The 23,193-nt window shown below is 72.9% G+C and carries 21 protein-coding genes and 1 riboswitch; of the genes, 12 read left to right on the top strand and 9 right to left on the bottom strand.

Annotation, left to right across the window (positions count from 1 at the left end; genetic code table 11):
• The first annotated feature begins 233 nt into the window (after positions 1–233).
• The 4 genes from ABT014_RS33430 (at position 234) to ABT014_RS33415 (ending at position 5,065) form a co-directional block, all read left to right on the top strand.
• On the top strand, positions 234–1,235 hold the full coding sequence (locus ABT014_RS33430) for a carbohydrate ABC transporter permease (RefSeq protein WP_350643417.1): 1,002 nt from the start codon (positions 234–236) through the stop codon (positions 1,233–1,235).
• Positions 1,236–1,282: 47 nt separating this feature from the next.
• Complete coding sequence (locus ABT014_RS33425; protein WP_350643415.1) at positions 1,283–2,185, top strand: sugar ABC transporter permease; 903 nt, start codon at positions 1,283–1,285, stop codon at positions 2,183–2,185.
• Positions 2,186–2,286: 101 nt separating this feature from the next.
• Entirely contained in the window at positions 2,287–4,014 is a 1,728-nt protein-coding gene (locus ABT014_RS33420; protein ID WP_350643413.1) for a glycoside hydrolase family 13 protein, read from the top strand.
• Between the two features lie 25 nt (positions 4,015–4,039).
• Positions 4,040–5,065 carry a LacI family DNA-binding transcriptional regulator gene (locus ABT014_RS33415; RefSeq protein WP_350643410.1) on the top strand — a complete coding sequence of 342 codons (1,026 nt, stop codon included), beginning with the start codon at positions 4,040–4,042 and terminating at the stop codon, positions 5,063–5,065.
• Positions 5,066–5,083: 18 nt separating this feature from the next.
• On the opposite strand, the gene ABT014_RS33410 is transcribed toward ABT014_RS33415, so the two are convergent.
• The 3 genes from ABT014_RS33410 to ABT014_RS33400 all read right to left on the bottom strand — a co-directional run bounded on the left by ABT014_RS33410 (position 5,084) and on the right by ABT014_RS33400 (position 7,878).
• The gene (locus tag ABT014_RS33410; RefSeq protein ID WP_350643408.1) at positions 5,084–6,208 is read right to left on the bottom strand and encodes a PP2C family protein-serine/threonine phosphatase; all 1,125 of its coding nucleotides are present in this window, start codon (positions 6,206–6,208) and stop codon (positions 5,084–5,086) included.
• 202 nt (positions 6,209–6,410) lie between these two features.
• Positions 6,411–6,611: a hypothetical protein gene (locus tag ABT014_RS33405; protein WP_350643406.1), complete on the bottom strand. Its 201-nt coding sequence runs from the start codon at positions 6,609–6,611 to the stop codon at positions 6,411–6,413.
• 94 nt (positions 6,612–6,705) lie between these two features.
• Positions 6,706–7,878, bottom strand: a complete 1,173-nt coding sequence (locus ABT014_RS33400; RefSeq protein ID WP_350643404.1) for a transglycosylase family protein — start codon at positions 7,876–7,878, stop codon at positions 6,706–6,708.
• A gap of 5 nt (positions 7,879–7,883) precedes the next feature.
• A riboswitch (cyclic di-AMP (ydaO/yuaA leader) is annotated at positions 7,884–8,045 on the bottom strand.
• A gap of 427 nt (positions 8,046–8,472) precedes the next feature.
• Between ABT014_RS33400 and ABT014_RS33395 the strand changes: the two genes are divergently transcribed.
• On the top strand, positions 8,473–10,485 hold the full coding sequence (locus ABT014_RS33395) for a hypothetical protein (RefSeq protein ID WP_350643402.1): 2,013 nt from the start codon (positions 8,473–8,475) through the stop codon (positions 10,483–10,485).
• 82 nt (positions 10,486–10,567) lie between these two features.
• Here the strand turns inward: ABT014_RS33395 and ABT014_RS33390 are convergent, their stop codons facing one another.
• A complete protein-coding gene (locus tag ABT014_RS33390) occupies positions 10,568–11,455 on the bottom strand; it encodes a sirohydrochlorin chelatase (RefSeq protein ID WP_350643400.1) in 888 nt (295 codons plus the stop codon).
• Between the two features lie 418 nt (positions 11,456–11,873).
• On the opposite strand from ABT014_RS33390, the gene ABT014_RS33385 reads away from it, so the two are divergent.
• Entirely contained in the window at positions 11,874–12,119 is a 246-nt protein-coding gene (locus tag ABT014_RS33385; RefSeq protein ID WP_350643398.1) for a DUF397 domain-containing protein, read from the top strand.
• 213 nt (positions 12,120–12,332) lie between these two features.
• On the opposite strand, the gene ABT014_RS33380 is transcribed toward ABT014_RS33385, so the two are convergent.
• A complete protein-coding gene (locus ABT014_RS33380; protein ID WP_350643397.1) occupies positions 12,333–12,839 on the bottom strand; it encodes an ATP-binding protein in 507 nt (168 codons plus the stop codon).
• A 416-nt stretch (positions 12,840–13,255) separates the two neighbouring features.
• Here ABT014_RS33380 and ABT014_RS33375 point away from each other — a divergent pair, with 416 nt between their 5' ends.
• Positions 13,256–14,122 (top strand): Sco1979 family transcriptional regulator, encoded by an 867-nt coding sequence (locus tag ABT014_RS33375; protein WP_350643395.1) that lies wholly within the window; start codon positions 13,256–13,258, stop codon positions 14,120–14,122.
• Positions 14,123–14,191: 69 nt separating this feature from the next.
• Here ABT014_RS33375 and ABT014_RS33370 read toward each other — a convergent pair whose 3' ends face one another.
• Both ABT014_RS33370 and ABT014_RS33365 read right to left on the bottom strand, forming a co-directional pair.
• Positions 14,192–14,797 (bottom strand): TetR/AcrR family transcriptional regulator, encoded by a 606-nt coding sequence (locus ABT014_RS33370; RefSeq protein ID WP_350643392.1) that lies wholly within the window; start codon positions 14,795–14,797, stop codon positions 14,192–14,194.
• Positions 14,798–15,033: 236 nt separating this feature from the next.
• Entirely contained in the window at positions 15,034–16,605 is a 1,572-nt protein-coding gene (locus tag ABT014_RS33365; protein WP_350643390.1) for an MFS transporter, read from the bottom strand.
• Between the two features lie 86 nt (positions 16,606–16,691).
• Here ABT014_RS33365 and ABT014_RS33360 point away from each other — a divergent pair, with 86 nt between their 5' ends.
• The gene (locus ABT014_RS33360; RefSeq protein ID WP_350643388.1) at positions 16,692–17,111 is read left to right on the top strand and encodes a MarR family winged helix-turn-helix transcriptional regulator; all 420 of its coding nucleotides are present in this window, start codon (positions 16,692–16,694) and stop codon (positions 17,109–17,111) included.
• Positions 17,112–17,168: 57 nt separating this feature from the next.
• On the opposite strand, the gene ABT014_RS33355 is transcribed toward ABT014_RS33360, so the two are convergent.
• Both ABT014_RS33355 and ABT014_RS33350 read right to left on the bottom strand, forming a co-directional pair.
• The gene (locus tag ABT014_RS33355) at positions 17,169–18,119 is read right to left on the bottom strand and encodes a M56 family metallopeptidase (RefSeq protein ID WP_350643386.1); all 951 of its coding nucleotides are present in this window, start codon (positions 18,117–18,119) and stop codon (positions 17,169–17,171) included.
• Between the two features lie 198 nt (positions 18,120–18,317).
• Positions 18,318–18,914: a DUF5134 domain-containing protein gene (locus ABT014_RS33350; RefSeq protein WP_350643384.1), complete on the bottom strand. Its 597-nt coding sequence runs from the start codon at positions 18,912–18,914 to the stop codon at positions 18,318–18,320.
• A 160-nt stretch (positions 18,915–19,074) separates the two neighbouring features.
• Between ABT014_RS33350 and ABT014_RS33345 the strand changes: the two genes are divergently transcribed.
• The 4 genes from ABT014_RS33345 to ABT014_RS33330 all read left to right on the top strand — a co-directional run bounded on the left by ABT014_RS33345 (position 19,075) and on the right by ABT014_RS33330 (position 22,909).
• Positions 19,075–19,320 (top strand): hypothetical protein, encoded by a 246-nt coding sequence (locus ABT014_RS33345; protein ID WP_350643382.1) that lies wholly within the window; start codon positions 19,075–19,077, stop codon positions 19,318–19,320.
• Positions 19,321–19,692: 372 nt separating this feature from the next.
• A complete protein-coding gene (locus ABT014_RS33340) occupies positions 19,693–21,093 on the top strand; it encodes a DUF6421 family protein (RefSeq protein ID WP_350643380.1) in 1,401 nt (466 codons plus the stop codon).
• Positions 21,090–21,839 carry an SDR family NAD(P)-dependent oxidoreductase gene (locus ABT014_RS33335; RefSeq protein ID WP_350643378.1) on the top strand — a complete coding sequence of 250 codons (750 nt, stop codon included), beginning with the start codon at positions 21,090–21,092 and terminating at the stop codon, positions 21,837–21,839. Before ABT014_RS33340 ends, ABT014_RS33335 begins: the two co-directional genes overlap by 4 nt.
• Positions 21,836–22,909 carry a threonine aldolase family protein gene (locus ABT014_RS33330; RefSeq protein WP_350643419.1) on the top strand — a complete coding sequence of 358 codons (1,074 nt, stop codon included), beginning with the start codon at positions 21,836–21,838 and terminating at the stop codon, positions 22,907–22,909. The genes ABT014_RS33335 and ABT014_RS33330 overlap by 4 nt, the downstream gene beginning before the upstream one ends.
• The last annotated feature ends 284 nt before the right edge of the window (positions 22,910–23,193 follow it).

Here is a 23,193-nt window from a genome sequence, read left to right as displayed (position 1 = left end):
GTACGTCCAGTACGAGGACGCTTCGCCGGCACGCCCAGCCGGGCGCCCACCGCCGCGCGCTCATCCGACGCGAATTGTCAGACAAGCCCTAGCGCGGACCGGGCGGCCCCGGCCGTCGGCGCCCGGCCCCGCCCCGCGTCACCGGCCCGCCCGGCCCCCGTACGAACCACCACAGCAGTCGCCGTCAGCAGTCGCCGCAGCGAGGCGGCGGAACCCCCGAAGAGGTGTCAACCATGGCAGTCGCCGTGCAGGGCGCGCCCAGCAAGGGCAGCCGCGAGCGCGAACCGCGCCCCGGTCTCGGACAGCGCATCAGACTCTCGTACCAGAAGTACTGGTACGCGTACGTGATGATCGCGCCGGTCGTGATCGTGCTCGGCGTCCTGGTCGGCTACCCGCTCGCCCGCGGCGTGTACCTGACCCTCACCAACGCCACCAGCCTCAACGTCGGCCGCCAGATCGGCGTCCGGCACATCCCGGACAGCTACGAGTTCGTCGGCCTGCACAACTACGCGGACGTGCTCTGGGGCCCCGGCTCCTACGACCGGTTCTGGTCGCACTTCGTCTGGACCATCGTCTGGACCGTGGTGTGCGTGGCGCTGCACTACTCGATCGGCCTGGGCCTCGCCCTGCTGATGAACCGCAACCTGCGCGGCCGCGCCGTCTACCGGATGCTGCTGATCCTGCCCTGGGCCGTGCCGACCTTCGTCACCGTCTTCTCCTGGCGGCTGATGCTCGCCGACGGCGGCGTCGTCAACAGCGCGCTCGGCTTCCTGCACCTGCCCGAGCCCTCCTGGCTGAGCGACCCGCTCGCCGCCAAGGCCGCCGCGATCATCGTCAACACCTGGTGCGGCGTGCCGTTCATGATGGTGTCGCTGCTCGGCGGGCTCCAGTCGATCCCGAGCGAGCTGTACGAGGCTGCCGAGATGGACGGTGCGACCCCCTGGCAGCGGTTCCGCCACGTCACGCTGCCCGGCCTGCGCTCGGTCAGCAGCACCGTGGTGCTGCTCGGCGTGATCTGGACCTTCAACCAGTTCGCCGTCATCTACCTGCTGCTCGGCAACGGCGCCCCGGACGCGCAGATCCTGGTCACCTGGGCCTACCGGCTCGGCTTCGGCCAGCAGCCCCGGGCGTACGCCGAGTCGGCGACCTACGGCGTGCTGCTGCTCTCCATCCTGGTCGTCTTCACCAGCTTCTACCGCCGCTGGCTGGCCCGCAACGAGCAGGCCAACGGATGACCCCGGCCCCGGTCGCACCCCCCACCCACCCGAAGGAGGCCGCCGAGATGAGCGCCGTCACCGAACTCCCGACCGCCGCCCGGCCGGCCGCCCGCCGCAGCGCCGTGCGCTCCCGCGGCCGGGACGGCAGCCGGCGCTCGACCTCCGTGCTGTCGCACGGGCTGCTGGTGCTCGCCGCCCTGATCGCGGTCTTCCCGGTGCTGTGGATCGCCTTCATCTCGCTGGGCGCGGACAAGACCGACTACCTGCACCCCGGCCGGATCTTCGGCCGGATGAGCTTCGCCAACTACGGCTTCGTGCTCCAGCACACCGACTTCCTCAACTGGTTCGGCAACTCGGTGCTGGTCGCCGGCGGCACCACCGTCTTCGGCGTCCTGGTCGCGGCCACCACCGGCTACGCGGTCTCCCGGATGCGCTTCCCCGGCCACCGGCACCTGATGTGGACCCTGCTGCTCACCCAGATGTTCCCGATCGCCGTGGTGATCGTGCCGATCTACACCATCCTCGCCAACCTCAACCTGCTGGACAGCTACTTCGGCCTGATCCTCACCTACGCCGGCACCACCGTGCCGTACTGCGGCTGGCTGCTGAAGGGCTACTTCGACACCATCCCGGTGGAGATCGACGAGGCCGGCCGGGTCGACGGGCTCAGCCCGTTCGGCACCTTCTGGCGGCTGATCATCCCGCTGGCCCGGCCGGGCCTGGCGGTGGCCGCCTTCTACTCCTTCCTCACCGCCTGGGCCGAGGTGCCGTTCGCCTCGACCTTCCTGCTCAGCTCGGACAAGTACACGCTGGCGGTCGGCCTGCAGACCTACATCAGCGAGCACGACGCCCAGTGGCACCTGATGGCCGCCACCTCGGTGCTGATCGCGCTGCCCGCCGCCCTGGTCTTCTACCTGGTCCAGCGCCACCTGGTGACCGGCCTGACCGCCGGCGCCGCCAAGTCCTGACCCACCGCGCGACCCGCACCACCACTGCCTGTTGCCGCGAACCGGCCGCCCCCGCACGGGCGGCCGGGACGCTACCTACGTCCTGTGAGGGATGACAGTCCATGACCCAGAACCTGGCCGACACCTCCCGGCCCACCGCCGTTCCCGCCGCTGAGCCGAGCGCTGAGCCGATCGCGAAGAACGCCGGTGCCTCCAGAGGCTGGTGGCGGGACGCGGTCATCTACCAGGTGTACCCGCGCAGCTTCGCCGACGGGAACGGCGACGGCATGGGCGACCTGCCGGGCGTCCGCAGCCGCCTGCCCTACCTGCGCGACCTCGGCGTGGACGCCGTCTGGCTGTCCCCGTTCTACGCCTCCCCGCAGGCCGACGCCGGCTACGACGTGGCCGACTACCGCGCGGTGGACCCGATGTTCGGCACCCTGCTGGACGCCGACGCGCTGATCCGCGACGCCCACCACCTCGGCCTCCGGATCATCGTCGACCTGGTCCCCAACCACTCCTCCGACCAGCACGAGTGGTTCCAGCGGGCCCTGCGTGAGGGCCCCGGCTCCCCGCTGCGCGAGCGCTACCACTTCAAGGCCGGCAAGGGCGCCGAGGGCGAACTGCCGCCCAACGACTGGGAGTCCATCTTCGGCGGCCCCGCCTGGACCCGCACCGTCGACCCGGACGGCACCCCGGGCGACTGGTACCTGCACCTGTTCGCCCCCGAGCAGCCGGACTTCAACTGGGACAACCCGGCCGTCGCCGACGAGTTCCGCTCGATCCTGCGGTTCTGGCTCGACATGGGCGTGGACGGCTTCCGGATCGACGTCGCGCACGGCATGGTCAAGGCCCCCGGCCTGCCCGACCTCGGCTCCCACGACCAGCTCAAGCTGCTCGGCAACGACGTGATGCCGTTCTTCGACCAGGACGGCGTGCACGCCATCTACCGCGCCTGGCGCACCATCCTCGACGAGTACCCGGGCGAGCGGATCGGCGTCGCCGAGGCGTGGACCCCGACCGTGCAGCGCACCGCCAACTACGTCCGCCCCGACGAACTGCACCAGGCCTTCAACTTCCAGTACCTGGGCACCCACTGGGACGCCGCCGCGCTGCGCGAGGTGATCGACGTGTCGCTGGACGCGATGCGCCCGGTCGACGCCCCCGCCACCTGGGTCCTCTCCAACCACGACGTCACCCGGCACGCCACCCGCTTCGCCAACCCGCCCGGCGGCACCCAGATCCGCACCGCCGGCGACCGCGAGCTGGGCCTGCGCCGGGCCCGCGCCGCCACCCTGCTGATGCTCGCCCTGCCCGGCTCCGCCTACCTGTACCAGGGCGAGGAGCTCGGCCTGCCGGACGTCACCGATCTGCCCGACGAGGTCCGCCAGGACCCGTCCTTCTTCCGCCAGGCCGGCCAGGACGGCTTCCGCGACGGCTGCCGGGTGCCGATCCCGTGGTCCGGCACCGAGGCCCCGTACGGCTTCGGCCCCACCCCGGGCGGCCCGAGCTGGCTGCCGCAGCCCGACTCCTGGGCCGGGCTGAGCGTCGAGGCCCAGACCGGCGACCCGACCTCCACCCTGGAGCTGTACCGCTCCGCGCTGGCCGTGCGCCGCGAGCACCCGGCGCTCGGCGCCGGCACCGAGGTCAGCTGGCTGCCCGCGGCCGAGGGCGTGCTCGCCTTCCGCCGGGACAGCGCCGCCGGCTCCTTCGTCTGCACCGCCAACACCACGGCCGAGCCGGTCCGGATCGCCGCCCCCGGACGCCTGCTGCTCGCCTCGGCCGAGCTCGCCGTGGTCGACGGCGAGAGCGTCCTTCCGACGGACTCCGCCGTTTGGTGGGCGGTCTGACGTGGTTGCAATAGGCTCTGGGATCGTGACTACGGCGCGACTCTCAGACATCGCGGCACAGGCGGGGGTCAGCGAGGCGACCGTCAGCCGGGTGCTCAACGGCAAGGCGGGCGTTTCGGCGACCACCCGGCAGACTGTGCTGGCCGCGCTCGACGTGCTCGGCTACGAGCGGCCGACCCGCCTGCGCCAGCGCAGCGCCGGCCTGATCGGGCTGATCACCCCGGAGCTGAGCAACCCGATCTTCCCCGCCCTGGCCCAGGTGATCGAGCAGGTGCTCAGCCGGCACGGCTTCACGCCGGTGCTGTGCACCCAGACCCCGGGCGGCTCGACCGAGGACGAACTGGTCGACATGCTGGTCGAGCGGGGGGTCGCGGGCATCGTGTTCGTCTCCGGCCTGCACGCCGACACCACCGCCGACCACGACCGCTACGCCCGGCTCACCGGGCGCCAGGTGCCGTTCGTGCTGATCAACGGCTACAGCGAGAAGATCGACGCGCCGTTCATCTCGCCGGACGACCGGACCGCGATGTGGATGGCGGTCCAGCACCTGGTCGAGCTCGGCCACGACCGGATCGGCCTGGCGGTCGGCCAGCGCCGGTACGTCCCGGTGCTGCGCAAGATCGAGGGCTTCACGGCGGCCGTCCGTGAGCTGCTCGGGCGCACCGAGCAGGAGGCCCAGGACCTGATCCAGCACACCCTGTTCAGCGTCGAGGGCGGTGACGCCGCCGCCGGCGCCCTGCTGGACAAGGGCTGCACCGCGATCGTCTGCGGCAGCGACATGATGGCGCTCGGCGCGATCCGCGCGGTACGGCGCCGCGGCCTGTCCGTGCCGCACGACGTCTCGGTGGTCGGCTTCGACGACTCGCCGCTGATCGCCTTCACCGAGCCGCCGCTGACCACCATCCGCCAGCCGGTGGAGGCGATGGCCACCGCGGCCGTCGACGCCCTGCTGGAGGAGGTCGGCGGCAACCTCGCGCAGCGCGCCGAGTACATGTTCCAGCCCGAGCTGGTGATGCGCGGCTCCACCGGGGCGATCGCGGGCGGCCGGTAGCGGCCTGCCCGACGGGGCCTAACGCAGCGGGGAGTTGGGGCCGGCGGGAGCCGTCGGCCCCGATTCGGTCAGGGCCAGGACGGCCATGTCGTCGTCGCGCGGGCCGCGGGTCCACCGGTCGACGTCCCGGAGCAGGGTGTCGATCACCCGGTCCGGGCGGTCGAACGGACCCCGGCCGGCCAGGCCGACCGCCGGGTCGTAGAACCGTCCCGCGCCGTCCCGCGCCTCGGTCACCCCGTCGGTCACCAGCAGCAGCGTGTCCCCGGTGGTGAACGGCCACTCCTCGACCGCCGGCCGCGCGAGCCCGAGCCCGCCCATCCCCAGCGGCAGTCCCGGCTCCCGGGCGTCGAGCCGGCGCACCCGGCGGCCGTCGGCGGACAGCAGGTACGGTCCGGGGTGCCCGCAGTTCAGCAGCCGCAGCCCACCGCCGCTCCCGGGCGCGAACTCCACCAGCAGCGCGGTGACGAAGCCCTCCATCCGCAGCTCCTCGGCGCTCCCGGCGACCTCCCTGGTCAGGGAGTGCTCCAGGCCGTCGGCGACCGCGCCGAGGTCGGGCAGTCCGTCGGCGTGCTCCCGGAACGCTCCCAGCAGCACCGACACGGCGGCCACCGCCGGCAACCCCTTGCCGCGGACGTCCGCGATCAACGCCCGCACCCCGAACGGGGTCCGCTGCAGCGCGTACGCGTCACCGCCGATCAGCGCCTCGGTGTGGGCGGCGCGGTAGCGGGCGGCCACCTCCAGCCGGCCGACCCGGGCGGGTGGCGCGGGCAGCACCGCCTGCTGGGCGGCCTCGGCCACCGAGCGGACCGCCTGGAGCCGGCGCCCGTGCCGGGCCACCACCCGGTTGACCCAGATCCCGATCAGGGCGGCGAACGCGGTGTTGGCCAGTTCCAGGTAGCCGGCGGTGGTACCGACCGAACCGTCGAGCACGGTCAGCACCAGGATCCCGATCAGGACGGCCGCGCCGACCGCGACCGTGTCGCGCAGCGACAGCAGCGCGCCCGCGAGCACGGAGGCCGCAGCCACCATCGGGTCGCCCCAGTAGTCGGCGGGGGAGAGGGCGTCCCAGACCAGGCCCGCGACCAGCAGCGCCCACGGGGCCGCCCGCACGTAGCGGGGCCACTGCGTGGAAGTCGACGCCATGGGCGATCACGATCCCGTCCGGTGGGCCATCTGCCCCGACTCTAGCCGTCGGGGGCCCGGACCACCCGGCGGCAACACACCCGGCCCGGGACGGCCCCCGGCCGGGTGCGGGCCCGGTCCGGACACGGCGAACGGCCCGGGGACGGGAGGTCTCCGGGCCGTCGCGCACGTCTTCGGGGGTGGGGGCGTCGGGTCCGGCTCCTCAGCCCTCCTCGACGACCGGCCTGCGGTGGTTCAGGCGCTGCTGGTCGGCCGCGTCGCCGGTCCGCGCCTCGGTGCGCCGGGTGCGGTCGAGGTAGTCACGGACGATCAGCTCGACCGCGTCCTGCGGATTCCTCGTGCCGGACTGGAGCATCACCTCGATCGCGAGATCGGCGTCGAGGGTGATGGTGACCTTGGCCATGGCGGGTGCTCCTCGGAGTCGACCCGCCTCAGCCTAGGCCGCTGCCCCCGGAACCGGAAAGGTCTCCGAGGGCCGCGGCCCGGTGGATCCTGGATCAGATCCGGCCCGCGAAGTCCGGGGCCCAGTCGGCGATGGTCTCGGTCCGCACGCCGGCGCTCGGGTTGGCGGCCTCGACGTACTTGCCGTCACCGACGTAGAGCGCGACGTGGTAGACACCGGAGTTGCTGCCGTTGTTGGACCAGAACAGCAGGTCGCCCGGGAGCAGGTTGTCCAGCGAGACGCGGGTGGCGGTGTCCGCCTGGTCCGCGGCGACGCGGGGCAGCGAGATGCCGGCCTGGCGGTAGGCCGCCTGGACCAGGCCCGAGCAGTCCCAGCCGCCGTCGCTGCTGCCGCCGTAGACGTAGGCCTGGCCGACCTTGGACAGCGCGAAGTTGACCGCGGCGGCCTTGGAGCCGGTGGCCTGGGTGGCGGCGGCGGGCTTGGCCGCGGTGGTGGTCGCGGCGGCGGGGGCGCTGGTGGCCGGCTTGGCGGCGGCCGGCGCGGCGGCCTGGGTGTCGCCGCCCAGCGAGAGGTGCTGGCCCGGGTAGATGTGGTCGGCGCCCTCGGTCAGGACCGACTTGTTCAGCTCGTAGAGCTTCTCCCAGCCGCCCTGGACGTGGTTCTTCTCGGCGATCTGCGACAGCCAGTCGCCGGCGACCACGGTGTAGTCGTGGGCGCCCTGGTGGCCGTCCCAGCGGCGGTCGCCGGTCCACTGCTTGCCGGTCGACTGCTGCTGGGTGCTCTGCGGCGCGGCGCTCTGCGCGGCGGGCTTCGGAGCGGCGGCCGGCTTGGGGGCGGCGGCGGGCTTCGGTGCGGTCTGGGTGGTGGTGGCCGCGGCGCCGGTGCTCAGCTGCGGGGCCTCGCCGCCCTTGGTCAGACCGGCCTGGACGGAGCACACCGGCCAGGCGCCGGGGCCCTGGGAGGCGAGCACCTTCTCGGCGACGGCGATCTGCTGGTCCTTGGTGGCCTGGTTGGCCTGCGGGGCGTACGCGGTGCCACCGAAGGCGGCCCAGGTGCTGGAGGTGAACTGCAGGCCGCCGTAGAAGCCGTTGCCGGTGTTGATCGACCAGTTGCCGGAGGACTCGCACTGGGCGACCTTGTCCCAGGTGGCGACCGAGGCGGCGGACGCGGAGCCGGCGGTGAGGCACGGGATGGTGAGACCGATGCCGACGACACCGGTGGTGGCGATGATGCGGCGGGCGCGCTTGGAGGCGCTGATGGGCAGCATGAAGATGCGATCCTCTCCCACGCCTACGAGGTGAGCTGTCGGATTCGGGCTGGAGTTGCCCGGCCGTACGTGAATACGGCTTCACCCCAAGCCCCGGACCGGTACTGGCGTACCGCTCCTGGGCGACCTACCTGGTTCCCCCGCTCCTGCCGTGGTGCGTTGCGAGCGCTGCCAGCCCACCCGGCGGCAGGACTCGGCGTCCCGGGTGGCTGGGTCCGTGTGACCACGAACGTGGGAGGACATTAGGCAGAGACAAGTTGAAACCGCAAATATGTGTGAGCGCCATCACACCGCCTTGATCGGGTATTAAAGATCGATAAACCCAGTTCGCCCCGTTCATATTCAATCGCTTTCGCTCAAAAGCCTTTGTCGGAGGGGGACTTGCCTATGCTTCAGTCGGCAGAGCCGGCCCGCGGCCTGGGGGAGGGGTAACCGATCATGGAGTTCGAGGAGAGACCGCCGGAGTCCGACGGCGGCGCCGAGCCGCCATCGCCGCCGCGCCGGCCCCGCTCGCACCGGGCCGAACCGGACCATAAGGGACGTATCGCCCGGCGCAGGCTGCTGATCTGGGGGGCCGTCGGAATCGTCGCGGCGGTGACCGGCGAGGAGTACCTCCGGCAGGCGCCGGTCGGCTCCCGGCGTCCCGGTCCGGTCCGCACCGAGGCCGGGGCGACTCCCGGCACCCACCAGCACGGCTCGCCGTCCCCGTCGGCCAGCGCCGCACCCGTGCCCCCGCAGCCCGCCCCCACCGTGCCCGAGGGCGGCCGGCACTGGTCCGACCCGGCGGGCTGGGGCGGCGCGGTGCCCGGGCCGAGGTCGGCGGTGCGGATCACCGACCAGGTGCTGCTGGACGGCGACGCCGCGGTGGGCTCGCTGCTGATCGAGCCGACGGGCTCGCTGGTCTTCGCCAAGGACCGCAGCCTCACCCTGAGCTCGGCCGGCAACGTCGAGGTCCGCGGCAGCCTCAGCCTGGCGCCCACCGGCACGGTGGTGCACACCCTGAAGTTCCCGGGCGTGGACGAGGGCCGGTTCGAGGGCGGCGGGATGACCGTGGTCCCCACCGATACCGGGCTGTGGGTGACCGGCGCCGGCTACCTGCGGCTGGACGGCGCGCCCCGGACGGCCTGGGTGCGGGCCGCCGGCGCGCTCAAGGCGGGCGACACCAGCATCACCCTGGCCGCCGCCCCGAGCGGCTGGCAGCCCGGCGACGAACTCGCCGTCACCCCGACCGCGCCCCCCGACAGCGAGGACTTCTCCACCCGGTACGACCTGCGCACGGTGCGTCAGGTCAACGGCAGCACGGTCGTCCTTGACGGCCCGTTGACCTACGCCCACCCGCGGGTCGCGGTCGGAGCCGGCGTCACCGTCGGCGCCGAGGTGCTCAACCTGACCCGCAACGTCCGGGTGGAGGGCACCGAGCACGGCCGCGCCCACATCCACCTCACCAGCTCCCGCCACGCCGACGTGCGGCACGCGGCGCTGCGCTGGCTCGGCCCGCGCACCAACGGCAAGGAGCAGTGGAACGGAAAGCCCGTCACCGAGCCGGTGCTCGGCCGCTACGGGCTCCACTTCCACATGCTCGCCGACGCCAGCCGGGGCACCGTCGTGGAGGGCGTGGTGGTGCGCGACGCGGGCAACCACGCCTTCGTCCCGCACATGAGCCACGGCGTCACCTTCCGCAGCTGCATCAGCCACAACACCTGGGAGGACGCCTACTGGTGGGACGGCCCGCAGGACACCCGCACCCCGCAGGGGCCGTCCGACGACATCCTCTACGACTCCTGCGTCGCCTCCCGGACGGTCTTCGAACCCAACCCGCGCGGCTACCGGCTGACCGGCTTCAGCCTCGGCGCCGGCAGCGGGAGCAAGGCCACCGGCTGCGTGGCGGTCGGCGTCCAGGGCGCCACCGGCGCCTCCGGGTACGAGTGGCCGGAGACCAGCGAGGGCGTCTGGACCTTCGAGCGGTGCCTGGCCCACAACAACCTCGAGAACGGCATCTTCGTCTGGCTCAACGCCCAGCACCACCACACCGTGGGCCAGTTCGTCGCGTACCACAACGGCGGCTGGGGCATCGAGCACGGCGCCTACCTGAACGACTTCGACTACACCGCGAGCGTGCTGTACGGCAACGCCGCCGGCGGGATCGCGGTCCACGCGCTCGGCCGGGACCAGGGGACGGTCTTCGACGGCCTGTTGATCGACGCCGCCGGGCAGTCCGACTACGCGGTGGAGACGGCCAAGCACCAGCTGGCCGGGCAGCCGGTGACCATCAGCCGCAGCCGGCTGACCGGCTACCGCAAGGCCGGCATCGCCTTCCGCGCCACCAGCGACGGGCACCCCGACTCCGTCCAGGTGCTGGACTGCTCGTTCAGCGGGAACGAGGTCTGGCTGGACCCGCAGTCGCCCCCGCCCGAGCGGATCGTGCTGCGCAAGGCCGGCGAGAGCCAGGCCGTCGAGCTGACCAAGCCGGACAAGGGCGGCGGCAGTTCGGCGCCGCAGTGGAACGCCTCGATCGCCCCGGCGAGCGTTCCGGACGGTCCGCGCCAGCCGGTCACCCCGGCGGTGAAGCTGAGCGACGTCGCGGCGCCCACCACCCGGGTCGGCTGACCGGCGTCCGCACCGCAACGACCCGGCCCCGGCCACCCTCGATCGGGTGGCCGGGGCCGGGTCGTCGCGTGCAGGGTCGGGCTCAGCCGGCGGGCTGTTCCTCGACGGGCTCCCCGGCCGGCTCCTCGACCTGCGCCGGCGGCGGCAGCTCGGCGAGGTAGATGCCGGCGATCAGCTGGCCCACCGTCGGGTACGCGCCCAGCGGGGCGGCGCTCGGGCAGCCGGTCTCCTCGGCGGCGGTCGCCAGCAGCTCGGGGTCGGCCTCCGGGCCGATCACCAGTGGGGCGAGCGCGGGACGCTGCGAACCGGTGGCCCGCAGGTGGTCGACGGCCGCGGCCACCGAACCCGGGACGTCCAGCGCGGCGGCCACCACCGGGACGGCCAGGCGGGCGGCCAGCAGCACACCGGTGATCCCGGCGGCCGTCGCGGCCTCCTCGCCGCCGACCACGGTCAGCACGATGCCGTCCGCGGCGGTGGTGATGGCGAACAGCCGGGCCCGGTCGGCGCGGGCCAGACCGGCCTCGGAGAGCCGCACGTGCACGGCCTCGGCCAGCAGCGGGTGCGGGCCCAGCGCGTCGGTGACGGCCGAACCGGCCGCGGCGGCGACCTGGTGCAGCTCGGCCAGCCGGTCGTGCGGACCGGTCAGCAGCGGCACCACGACCGGCGGCGGGAAGCCCGCGGAGGTGGCGCCGACGAGCAGGTCGGCCACCGACACGGCGTCCTCGGTGCCCTCGGTGACGCTCAGGTAGGCGGCGGCGGCCTCGATGCCGGGCTGCTCGCCGCGCACGATCGAGAGCAGCTCGTCCACCACGGGACGGGACTCCGGGCCGGCCGCGGCGGGCACCGCGAGCACCAGGGCCGGGGAGCCGACCGGGATCTCCGGGCGCTCAGGACGACGGTGGCGCCCCCGCGCACGGGAGCCTGGCGTACGGACGGGCAGTGGAGTGCCCGGGATCGCTGCGGTGCTCATGGCGGAGATCGTAGGACATTCCGCCGCGGCGCCTGCAGTCGGATCCCAGGACAGGGTGAAACCGTGCTGGACAAGAGGCGCATTTCCGGCCAAATCATCCTCCATTCCCTGTCGGGACATTGACACTTCGGTGGATCGACCGTGACGCGGCTCACACCCTGGGGAGGTGACTGCCCGTAAGCTGCACGGCTCCGGCCGAAGATCGACACGGCGCTTGCCGGGATGCACGGACCGTCATCGAAACAGCCTGGGTTCGCCGCCTTTGTCCGGTTCCGTACCGTCAACAGCCTTGCTGGAACCATTCTGTAGCCCCACTCGTGTCGTGCATCAGCACGGTCGGCATCCCGTGCTGATGCACGTGCAGCCGGGCTATCATCACGTCAGGTGAGGACATCGCCGGTCAATCGGGGAGATTTCAATGGGTGACGTTTTCAACGGCATGGCGGCTGCGGACCTCGACGGTGTGGTCTGGCAGAAGAGCCGGCACAGCAACTCCCAGGGCAACTGCGTGGAGTTCGCGGCCCTCCCCGGCGGAGAGGTCGCGATGCGGAACTCGCGCTTCCCGGACGGCCCGGCGCTGGTCTACACCCGGGCCGAGATCACCGCGATGCTGCTCGGGGTCAAGGACGGGGAGTTCGACCACCTCGCCGCGGGGGCGAACTGACCTTCTGTCGAACCAGGTACGTACAGGGCCGTCGTGGGCGCAGTCGCCACGGCGGCCTCGATGCTTCCGGGGCCGGCACCGGGCCGGTGGGCGGTCGCGCTGCGGTGCTCGTGCGCGAGCGGGTAAGAAGGGGAGAGCGGCGCGCGGCCCGGCCCGGGCCGGCGGGCAGCCGCCGGAGCGTACGGCACCCGGGCGGCGTCCGCGCGGCCGGTGCTAGGCGGAGCGGCGGTGGCGGCCCGCGGTCGGCGCCTCGGGGGCGGCCTCGAACAGGGCCCAGACCACCTTGCCCGCGCCGGCCAGCGGGTGCCAGCCCCAGGAGCGGCTGAAGGAGTCGACCAGGTGCAGCCCGCGCCCGGACTCGGCGACGAAGTCGGCCTCCCGGGCCACCGGTCCGGTGCTGCTCGGGTCACTGACCGCGCAGACCACCTGCGGCGAGCGGTGCACCAGGCTTATTCGGATCGGCAGGGTGGCGTCGGCGGCCTGCCGGGGGCCCGGTTGGGCGGGCAGGCGGGCCGGCTCGGCGGCGCCGAGCGCATGCCGGAGCGCATTGGTGACCAGCTCCGAGGCGACCAGCGAGACGTCGTCGAAGAGCTCCCCCAGGCCCCAGCCCTGAAGCGTTGATCTGGCGAACTCGCGCGCGGTTCTGACGGCCTCGAAGCGGGGAGCGAGGGTACAGCTGACCACGTGGGGGTCGGTCGCCAGCGCCGTTCCGGTGCTCATGAAGAGCTCCTCCCATAAGGGGGCCGACACGGCTGGACCCGCCGGGGTCATGCCGGTCACCTCCGACTCGCTCGGCCGCGGGGCCCGCGCCCGACGACCTCTCGCGCGCACGCGAATCCGGCTGCGCGGACAGCGCTGCCGGGTACGGCGTGCGGTTCGCGCATGAGGTCGAGGCGGAGCCCGCGGAATTGCCAGGGGTGTGCAGGTGCACGTGCACCATGGTCCTCTGCGCTCACTGCAGATGCAAGAGTCGATTCACGTGCAGTCGGACGATTGGCATATGCAAGCGCCGGATGCACGTGCAAGATGGTGGGTGTGATGCAGAACTGGTAGATCGTTGCACCAGTACCGGCACCGAGAGCGCTCAACTGATGGCAGACTGTGCGCTGTTTGCCCGAGGTGGAGGTTTCGACCGCATGACCACAGTTCAGCCCGGTGGTGGTTCGATGGTGCGCCGGATCCTCCTCGGCTCCCAGCTCCGCCGCCTGCGCGAGGGACGCGCCATCACCCGCGAGGACGCCGGCTACGCCATCCGCGCCTCCGAGTCCAAGATCAGCCGGATGGAACTCGGCCGGGTGAGCTTCAAGGAGCGGGACGTCGCCGACCTGCTCAGCCTCTACGGCGTCAACGACGGCACCGAGCGCGAGGCGCTGCTCGGCCTGGTCCGGGAGGCCAACAAGTCCGGCTGGTGGCACAGCTTCACCGACGTGCTGCCCAACTGGTTCCAGACCTACATCGGTCTGGAGGAGGCCGCCGCGCTGATCCGCACCTACGAGGTGCAGTTCATCCCCGGCCTGCTGCAGTGCGAGGAGTACGCCCGCGCGATCTTCGGCCAGAGCCGGCCGGCGCTCGCCGAGGAGGAGATCGAGCGCCGGGTCAGCCTGCGGATGCGCCGCCAGAGCCTGCTGACCGAGAACCAGGGGCCCAAGCTCTGGGCGGTCATCGACGAGGCGGCGCTGCGCCGGCCGGTCGGCGGCCCCAAGGTGATGCGGGCCCAGGTCCAGCACCTGATCGACATGTCCGAGCACGGCAACGTGGTCGTCCAGGTGATGCCGTTCCGGTTCGGCGCGCACGCCGGCGAGAGCGGCGCCTTCTCCATCCTGCGCTTTCCCGAGCAGGACCTGGCGGACGTGGTCTACCTGGAGCAGCTCACCAGCGCGCTCTACCTCGACAAGCGGGACGACGTGGACGCCTACATCCAGGTGATGGAGCGGCTCTGCGTGGACAGCCTCACCCCGGGGCAGACCGTCGACCTGCTGGCCGGCATCCTCAAGGACCGCTGAGCCGCGACGGTTCGCCGAGCCGCGACGGACCGCCGGACCACGGAGGGCCGCCGGAAGCGCGCCCGGCGCTCAGGCCCGCACCGACGGCTGCGGGCGCGTCGGCGCCTGCGGCTGCGGCGGCACGCCCAGCTCCCAGGCCAGCCCGTACCGGGCGAACAGGTCCGCCCGGATCGGCGCCAGCGGGACGGACGCCCCCGGCAGCAGCACCCCGATGCAGGCGCCCATCAGCGCGCTGCGCAGCACCGCGTGTTCCGCGACCGGGTCCGGCGCGCCCCAGTCCCGCAGCAACTCCCGCAGGATGCCGCCGAGTTGCTGCTGCTCCGGATCCTGCACGAAGGCGCCGGCGTCCGGCTCCAGGATGAGCGCCAGGTGGGACCGCATGACCAGCGGGTGGTCCAGCGCGATCCGGAGCACCGCGTCGATCGCCCGGGCCAGCCGGGCGTCCGGCGAGGCGCCGGGCCCGAGGCCACCCAGCGCGGCGGCCAGCTCCAGGTGCATCAGCCGGTGGGTGGCGGCCTGCATCAGCAGCCGTTTGCCGTCGAAGTAGTACGAGACCAGGCCGCGGGCGAGTCCGGCCCGTTCCGCGATGTCGCCCAGCGTGGTGCGGCCGTATCCGCGCTGGTCGACCAGCTCCACGGTGGCCTTGAGGATGCGACGGCGGGAGCGACGGCGCATCTCCTCATTGACCGATTCCCCGCGAGGTGCCATCGTGTCAGCTCCGAACGTTCATTGGCTCCCGGCCAATATACTGGCCGGGTCACCCGCCGACGAGGGATCCGGGTACGTCCGGACACCACCCCCGGCGGTACGCCGAAGCGCCGGTTCCACCAACACGGGGGTTTGGTGGAACCGGCGCTCCGGCGTTCTCGACATCTTCGGCGTTCAGGGGCTGCCCCGCCGCGTCCGGCGGCTCAGAACTCGGACAGGGCCCGTCGGTCGTCGGCCGCTCGGGAGGCTTCCCCGGCCTCGTCCCCGCGTGCGCCCCGGTCGGCCGGGAGGCCGTCGGCGGGGCCGTAGCGGTAGTCCGGCACCGGGGCCGCGACCGCGGGCCTGGCCCGCCGCTCCACCACCGCGCCGATCAGGGTGACCAGCAGGCCGAGCGCCGCGATCCCGGTCACCAGAAGCAACGCGGGCCGGTAGCCGTCGAGTTGGGCCTGCGGACTGTCGCCGCCCGCACTGCCCGCGGTGATCACGGCGGTGGTGATCGCGAGCACGATCGCGCTGCCGACCTGGAAGGCGGTGTTCACCAGCCCGGAGGCGAGCCCCTGCTCCTCGTCCGCGACGCCGCTGGTGGCGTTGATGTTGACGGCGGGGAAGGCGAGCGCGAACCCGATGCCCAGCAGCACCATGCTCGGCAGTACCAGGGTCGCGAAGCCGCTGTGCTCGCCGAGGCGCAGGAAGCTCGCGTAGCCGGCGGTCAGCGCCAGCACACCGAGCGGCAGCAGCCGGCCGGTGCCGAACCGGTCGATGATCGCCCCCATCCTGGTCGCCGACAGCGCGACCAGCGCGCCGGCCGGCAGCAGGCCGAACGCCATCTCCAGGGCCGACCAGCCGAGCAGTCGCTGCAGGTAGAGCGTGGCGATGAACTGGAAGCCCGCGTACGAGCCGAACAGCGTGAAGGCGGTCAGGTTGGCCCGGGCCACCCCGCCGTTGCGGAAGATGCCCAGCCGCACCAGCGGGTGCGCCGTGCGCGACTCGATCAGCAGGAACGCGGTGGTCAGCGCGGCCACCACGGCCAGCGAGCCGAGCGTGCGCAGGCTGGCCCAGCCCGCGCCCTGGGCCTCGGTGAGGGTGAAGACGAGCAGCAGCAGCGCCCCGGTGCCGGTGATCGCGCCGGCCACGTCGTACCCGCCGCGGCCGCGCTCGGGCGCGGCCTGACGGGGGAGCAGCCGGATCGCGAAGGCCAGCGCGAGCAGGGCGACCGGCACCGGCATCAGGAAGGTCCAGCGCCAGCCCGCCGAGGTGAGCAGTCCGCTGAGCACCAGGCCGAGCGAGAAGCCGCTGGCGCCGCAGGTGGTGTAGATGGAGAGCGCGCGGTTGCGGGCCGGTCCCTCGGCGAAGGTGGTGGTGATGATGGAGAGGCCGGCCGGGGCGGTGAACGCGGCGCTGACGCCCTTGAGGAACCGGGCGGCGATCAGCAGCGCGCCGTCGTCGACCAGCCCGCCGAGCAGCGAGGCGCCGGCGAACACGGCCAGGGCGACCAGGAAGACCTGACGGCGGCCGAGCAGGTCGGCCGCGCGGCCGCCGAGCAGCAGCAGGCCGCCGTAGCCGAGCACGTAACCGCTGACCACCCACTGCAGGGTGGAGGTGGACAGGTGCAGGTCCGCGCCGATCGAGGGCAGGGCGACGCCGACCATCGAGACGTCGAGGGCGTCGAGGAACATCGCGGCGCACAGCACGACCAGGGTGCCCCACAGACGCGGGCTCCACCGGGTGTCGGGACGGGCGCCGGAGGCGCCGAGGGCGGGATGGGCTGAGGTCATGGCAGGAGACTACATGCACATGCATTGAGTGCAAGCGCATTTAATGAGGCTGCAATAAGTTCCCGTGCACGTGCTAGGGTGCCAGGGTGACTGAACCCGACACGCACGCCGATACGGCCCTGGTCGCCGAGTGGCGGGCCCTGCTGGCCCGGCACGCGGCCGCCGCCTGCGCGCTCGACCGGGAGCTGGGGGAGCGGTACGACCTGGGCATGAGCGAGTTCGAAGTGCTGGAGCGCCTCCACGAGGACGAGCGCGAACCGCGCGAGGCCGGGCTCCGGGTCCAGGACCTGGCCTGCACCGTGCACCTCAGCCAGAGCGCGCTCTCCCGGCTGATCGGCCGGCTGGAGAAGGCCGGCCTGGTCGAGCGGGCGATCTGCCAGGCCGACCGGCGCGGCATCTACGTCGCCCTGACCGACGCCGGCCGCACCCGCTACCGGGAAGCCCGGCCGCTGCACCGCGAGATCCTCGCCCGCACCCTCACGGACGGCGACGCCCGGGGCTGCTGAGCGACCTCCCGGAGCGGCTGCGGTCGCCGACCCGGGGCCGGGCCCGGGCCGACCGGCTCAGAACAGCGCGGCCAGCCCCGGCCAGGCCGCCAGCAGGACGGCGGCGGCCGGCGCCGCCAGCGCCACCAGGGTCAACCGCAGCCGGTGCGCCTTGCGCAGCCGCGGCTCGCCCGCGAGCAGCCGGTCGACCCGGCGCGGGGACTGCGCCAGCTGCCGCGGGGTGCACGAACCGAACACCCCCCGACCGGAGTTGAGCTCCACCAGGGCCAGCGCCGTGGTCAGCCGCCCGTGCCGGCGGGCCGCCCGGTCGTCGGCGGCCAGCTCGACCAGCTCGCCGACCTGGTCGCGGAAGGCGCTGAACACCCCGACCCCGGGGAAGCCGTCGGCCAGCGCCTGCGCGCACTGCGCCAGCCAGTGGTGCCGGGCGCGCACATGGCCGCGTTCGTGGCTGAGCACCGCGGCCAGCTCCTCCGGGCTCAGCTGCTGGAGCGCGCCGGTGGTGACCACCAATCGGGCCGCCGAGCCGGGCAGCGACCAGGCCTGCGCCCGGTTGTCCTCCAGCACCACCAGCCGTTCCCTGGCCCGCTCGGCCGCGCCCAGGCCCGGCGGCAGCTCGGGGGCGGACCGGCTGAGCCGGTCGTGCTGGTGGCCGCGCAACGCCCGGGCCGCCCGGACCTCGCGGACCAGCGACACCGCCGTCCACAGCCCGCCCGCGGCCAGCAGTGCGGCCCACAGCCGGCCCCAGCCGGCCGCCTCCGCCAGGCCGTACGCCGCCTCAACCCCGTGCGGGGCGCCGGCGAACACCAGCGCCCGCAGGTCCGGCAGCGCGGCGGCGCAGGCCAGCAGCAGGCTCAGCACGCAGCACAGCAGGACCGCGACCACCAGGCACTGCCAGACGCACAGGGCCAGCACGGGTTCTCGCTCGGCCCAGCGGGCCCGGGCCAGTCGGCCGGGGGCGACGGTGGCGAGCAGCACTCCGAGCAGCAGCAGGCTGAGCAGGGCCGTCATGGCGGAGGCTCCCCCCGAGGAGGACGGGCGCGCGGCTGTGCGCACCCCCAACCTATGCGCCCGGCGCACCTCTTGGGGTCGGCGGCCGGCAGCAGTGACCAACACCACGTGCCGCCCCGCCGCCCGCTCCCGGGCCGGGGGGCCGGGGTCGCGGCCGTCCGTGCGCCGACCCGCCCCGGCGCGGCGGCTCCGGAACCGTCACATCGTCAGCAGCATGGCGAACATCCCGATCCCCATCGCCACCCGGCAGGCCCGACCCAGCCCGCCCGCCAGCACCGCCGGGCCGGATCCCGCCGCGGCCCCGGCGACCGCGACCGGGCCGCCACCGGCCGGGGCCGAGAGCAGCCGGCTGCCGCCCCAGAGCGAGTACGCGCCGAAGTAGACCAGCAGCGCCCCGGTGACCGGCGGCGCTCCGGCGGCCAGGTGGTGGGCGTGGCCGTGGCCCGCCCCGGGCGGCATCGCCAGTGCCGTGTACGCCATGGCGAGCGCGCCGATGCCGTGGTGCAGGCGGTGCGCGCGCGGCCCGGCCGCGCCGGCGCGGCCCAGCACCCCCAGCAGCATGGCCCCGGCCAGCACCGTGAACAGCCAGCCCCAGACCGGCCCCGGCAACAGGGCCATGCCCGCCATCCCGAGGGCCATCAGCGCCTCGGCGGTGTCCGATTCGCGGCCTGCCGGGTCGCCCGCCGCTCCGGTGCAACCGCGGCCCGCCCCGGCGCGTATCCGAACGGTGCAGAGCGCCGCGGCGCCCACCGACAGGGCGGCCACCAGCCAGGTGACCACGGCCGGGCCGTGCATGGGCGCCCCCTCGACCTGCGTGCAGACGGGTTCAGGGTCCACGGTCGCCGAGGGACGGCCACCGGTGGCAGGGCGCGTACGGGGCGCACTGGGGCTCGCACCCCGAAACGGCCTTCCGCTGTGCGAGGGTGGGCGGGAGAGGGACGAATGGGGGGATCGAATGGGAACTGCGGGTGACGACTGCTGGATTCTGTGGATCACCACCGTGGTGATGGTGGTCTCGGGAGCGGCGCTGGCCATGAACGCGGGGGGTGTGGCCGAGAAGGCCTTCCGGCTCGCCGGCCGCGCCTGGCGCCCGCTGATCGGAGCCACCCCGGGCACCCTCCGGCGGATCGGCGCCGGCTGGGCCCTGCTGGGCGCACTGCCGCTGCTGGCCGAGCTGCTCCGGGCGCGCGTCGGTAGCTGACCCCGACGCACCTCTCTCTCCGCGCCGCCTTCGTCCCCGTTCTCCTCCGCCCGGCCCCTCGGTGACCTGACCCGGGGGGCCGCCGTCCGCCTGCGGTGACCGCACCCGCCACGCGGACGGCGGACACCGCGCGGCGCCGTACGGGCCAGCGGTGGCGGGCCCGCGGTGGCCGGGGCATCGTCGGCGTACGAAGGCACGGCCGGCGCCGCTCGGCGCGAGGGCTGTCCGGAACGCCCGGAACGTCCAGGGCGGCGTCCACATCCCGGACTGTTGCCGGGATCGCACCGACCACCCCCTGACCCCCCTTGAACAGGAGAACCTTTCGTATCTATGGTGGGCATGTCGAAAAACTCCTGTCGAAGTGAGTCTCCAATGCAGAATCTTTCGCCGAAGCTCGCCGTAGCGGGCGACCCCGCCGCCGCCGGCCCCGCCGGTCACCCCGCCTGGCTTCGCCTCAAGGACGCTGTCGAGACGCTTCGGCCGCTCCAGTCCAAGGACGGCTCGATCGACCTCGCCGCCGTCCAGCGGCACACCGTCGACCCGCTGATCGAGACCGTCAGAGCCGCCGTCGCCGAGCTCGCGCCGCTCTTCCCGCACGACGCCGCGTACCTCGCCGCCGTGCAGGCCGACCTCGGCAAGTGGGCCGACACCGGCTACCGCGAGCCCGACTTCCTGGACTCGCTGCTGGCCTTCCAGCCCGCCGAGCAGCGCGTCGACGGCCTCGACCACCTCGTGGTCTTCCCGATGTACACCCAGAACGGCAACCCGAACCGCAACCTCGAGGCCGTCCTGCTCAAGGTCGTCTGGCCGGACTGGCTGGCCGAGCTGGAGCGCACCCGCTTCGACAACCCGATGTTCGTGCCGATCACCTTCACCGACTTCACCGCCGGCTACGACACCAACTCCGCGGTGCTCTTCCCGGAGACCGTGGCCGTGCGCAAGGCCCCCGAGCGCTTCACCTGGGGCGGCATCTTCTGCGACCGCGAGGCCGCCCGCTTCCGCGCCGTCACCACCAGCGCCGTCGACCTGCTCGGCCTGGAGATCCCGGCCGACGCCTCCGGCCTGATCGCCGACCAGGGCCGCGCCCAGCAGACCTTCGTCCTGTGGGACCTGGTGCACGACCGCACCCACAGCCACGGCGACCTGCCCTTCGACCCCTTCATGATCAAGCAGCGCAGCCCGTTCTGGATGTACGGCCTGGAGGAGCTCCGCTGCGACCTGACCGCCTTCAAGGAGGCCGTCAAGCTCGAGGGCGAGGGCTACGACCAGGGCCGCGACGTCCAGTACGCGATCCTGTTCGACCGGATGTTCCGCTTCCCGGTCAGCGGTGACCGCGTCCGCAACTACGACGGCATGGGCGGCCAGCTGCTCTTCGCCTACCTGCACAAGCACGACGCGCTGCGCTGGCGCGACAACCGCCTGAGCATCGACTGGACCCGGGTCGCCGAGGTCACCAACCAGCTCTGCGGCGAGATCGAGACCCTCTACCGCGACGGCATCGACCGCCCGAAGACCGCGCACTGGATCGCCGCGTACCAGCTGGTCTCGCGCTACCTCACCCCGCACCCCGCCTCCACCTGGGCCAAGGGCCCCGAGGCGCTGCCGCTCGACCTGACCGACGGCAAGGCCCTCAACAAGGCCCTGTGCGACGCCGTCCACCCGGACGAGTTCCCGCTCAGCATGTTCTACGAGGCCCTGTCCAAGAAGCTCAGCGGCGTCATCGCCGCCACCACCGGCATCACCGGCGCCGGCATCGAAGGAGTCGCCGCGTGAACACCTCCCGTCTCGAAGGCAAGGTCATCGCGGTCGCCGGGGCCAGCGGCCCGGCCGGCCAGGCCACCCTGCGCCGCCTCGCGGCCGAGGGCGCGACCGTGATCGGCGCCGACATCGACCAGCGACGGCTGGACGGCGCGATCGACGCCGTCCGCACCGCCGTCCCCGGCGCCCGGATCACCGGCCAGATCATCGACCTGCTCGACCCGCAGGAGGTCCACGACTGGGCCGACCACCTGGAGGCCGAGCACGGCCACGTCGACGGCCTCTTCCACCTGGTCGGCGGCTGGCGCGGCAGCAAGTCCTTCTTCGAGAGCCGCATAGACGACTGGGACTTCCTGCACGACACCGTGGTGCGCACCCTCCAGCACACCTCGCTCGCCTTCCAGCCGGCCCTGCTGCGCAGCGCCTCCGGCCGGTTCGCGATGATCGGTGCGGCCGCCGCGCACAAGCCCACCGCCGGCGGCGCCGCGTACGCCGCTGCCAAGGCCGCCACCGAGGCCTGGACCCTCGCCATGGCGAACTCCTTCGTGAAGGAGACCACCAGCGGGGACGGCGTGCCCACCGCCGCGGCTGCGATCCTGGTGATCAAGGCCCTGGTCTCCCCGGAGATGCGGGCCGAGAAGCCGGACGCCAAGTTCGCCGGCTTCACCGACACCGCCGACCTGGCCGAGAACCTGGCGGACCTCTGGGACCGCCCCGCAGCAGAACTGAACGGACAGCACCTGTGGCTGACAGCCCGATGACCGCACCGCACACCGACGCCGTACGCCACCACGACCCCGAGGTCCGCGGTTTCGCCAGCGACAACTACGCCGGCGTGCACCCCGAGATCCTGGCCGCCTTCGCGGTGGCCAACGGGGGCCACCAGATCGCGTACGGCGAGGACCAGTACACCGAGCACCTCCAGCAGGTCTTCCGCAAGCACTTCGGCGACCGCGCCGAGGCCTTCCCGGTCTTCAACGGCACGGGGGCCAACGTCGTCGCCCTCCAGGCGCTGCTGCCGCGCTGGGGCGCGGTCGTCGCCGCCGAGAGCGCCCACATCAACGTGGACGAGTGCGGCGCACCGGAGAAGATCGCCGGCATCAAGGTGCTCACCGTCCCCACCCCGGACGGCAAGCTCACCCCCGAGCTGATCGACCTCCAGGCCTGGGGCTGGGGCGACGAGCACCGCGCCCAGCCGCTCGCCGTCTCGATCGCCCAGTCGACCGAGCTCGGCACGGTCTACACGGCGGAGGAGATCAAGGCGATCTGCGACCACGCCCACGAGCGCGGCATGCTGGTCCACCTCGACGGCTCCCGCCTGGCCAACGCGGCCGCCTCGCAGGGCCTGCCGCTGCGGGCGTTCACCACGGACGCCGGCGTCGACGTCCTCTCCTACGGCGGCACCAAGAACGGTCTGCTGTTCGGCGAGGCCGTGGTGGTGCTCAATCCCGAGCGGGTCCGGGACCTCAAGTTCCTGCGCAAGATGTCGATGCAGCTGGCGTCGAAGATGCGCTTCGTCTCGGTCCAGTTCGAGGCCCTGCTGGCCGGCGACCTGTGGCTGCGCAACGCCGGCCACGCCAACGCGATGGCCCGGCGCCTGGAACAGGCCGTCCGGGAGATCGACGGCGTCACCGTGGTGCGCCCCGTGGAGTCCAACGCGGTGTTCGCGATCCTCCCGCGCGAGGTCAGTGAGCGGCTGCAGAAGCGTTACCGCTTCTACTTCTGGGACGAGCAGACCGGTGAGGTCCGCTGGATGACCGCCTTCGACACCACCGAGGCCGACATCGACGCCTTCGTGGCGGCACTGATCGAGGAGCTGGGCCGGGCCTGAGCCCGGTTTGACGCGGGGCAGCCCGGAGCGTAATGTTCTCCGGGTTGCCCCGCTGCCGTTCGGGTTCGGAGATGAATTCGAATCGGAGCCCGGGAAAACGGCCCGAAAAACTCTGCTAGAGTTCGGGAGCGCCGAAAGGCCCAAGCGAAATCCGATCGAATGAAACTCCGGAAAACGGAGCGGAAAACGTCTGATAAGCTTGAAACACGAAAGAACGAAGCGCCCGGAGGGCCCGCTGGAAGGCGGTCCGAAGGAAGTGTCCGTTCCTTGAGAACTCAACAGCG

The organism is Kitasatospora sp. NPDC094015 (assembly GCF_040304075.1).
Classification (GTDB): Bacteria; Actinomycetota; Actinomycetes; order Streptomycetales; family Streptomycetaceae; genus Kitasatospora.
This window is presented reverse-complemented; position numbering and strand designations above follow the sequence as displayed.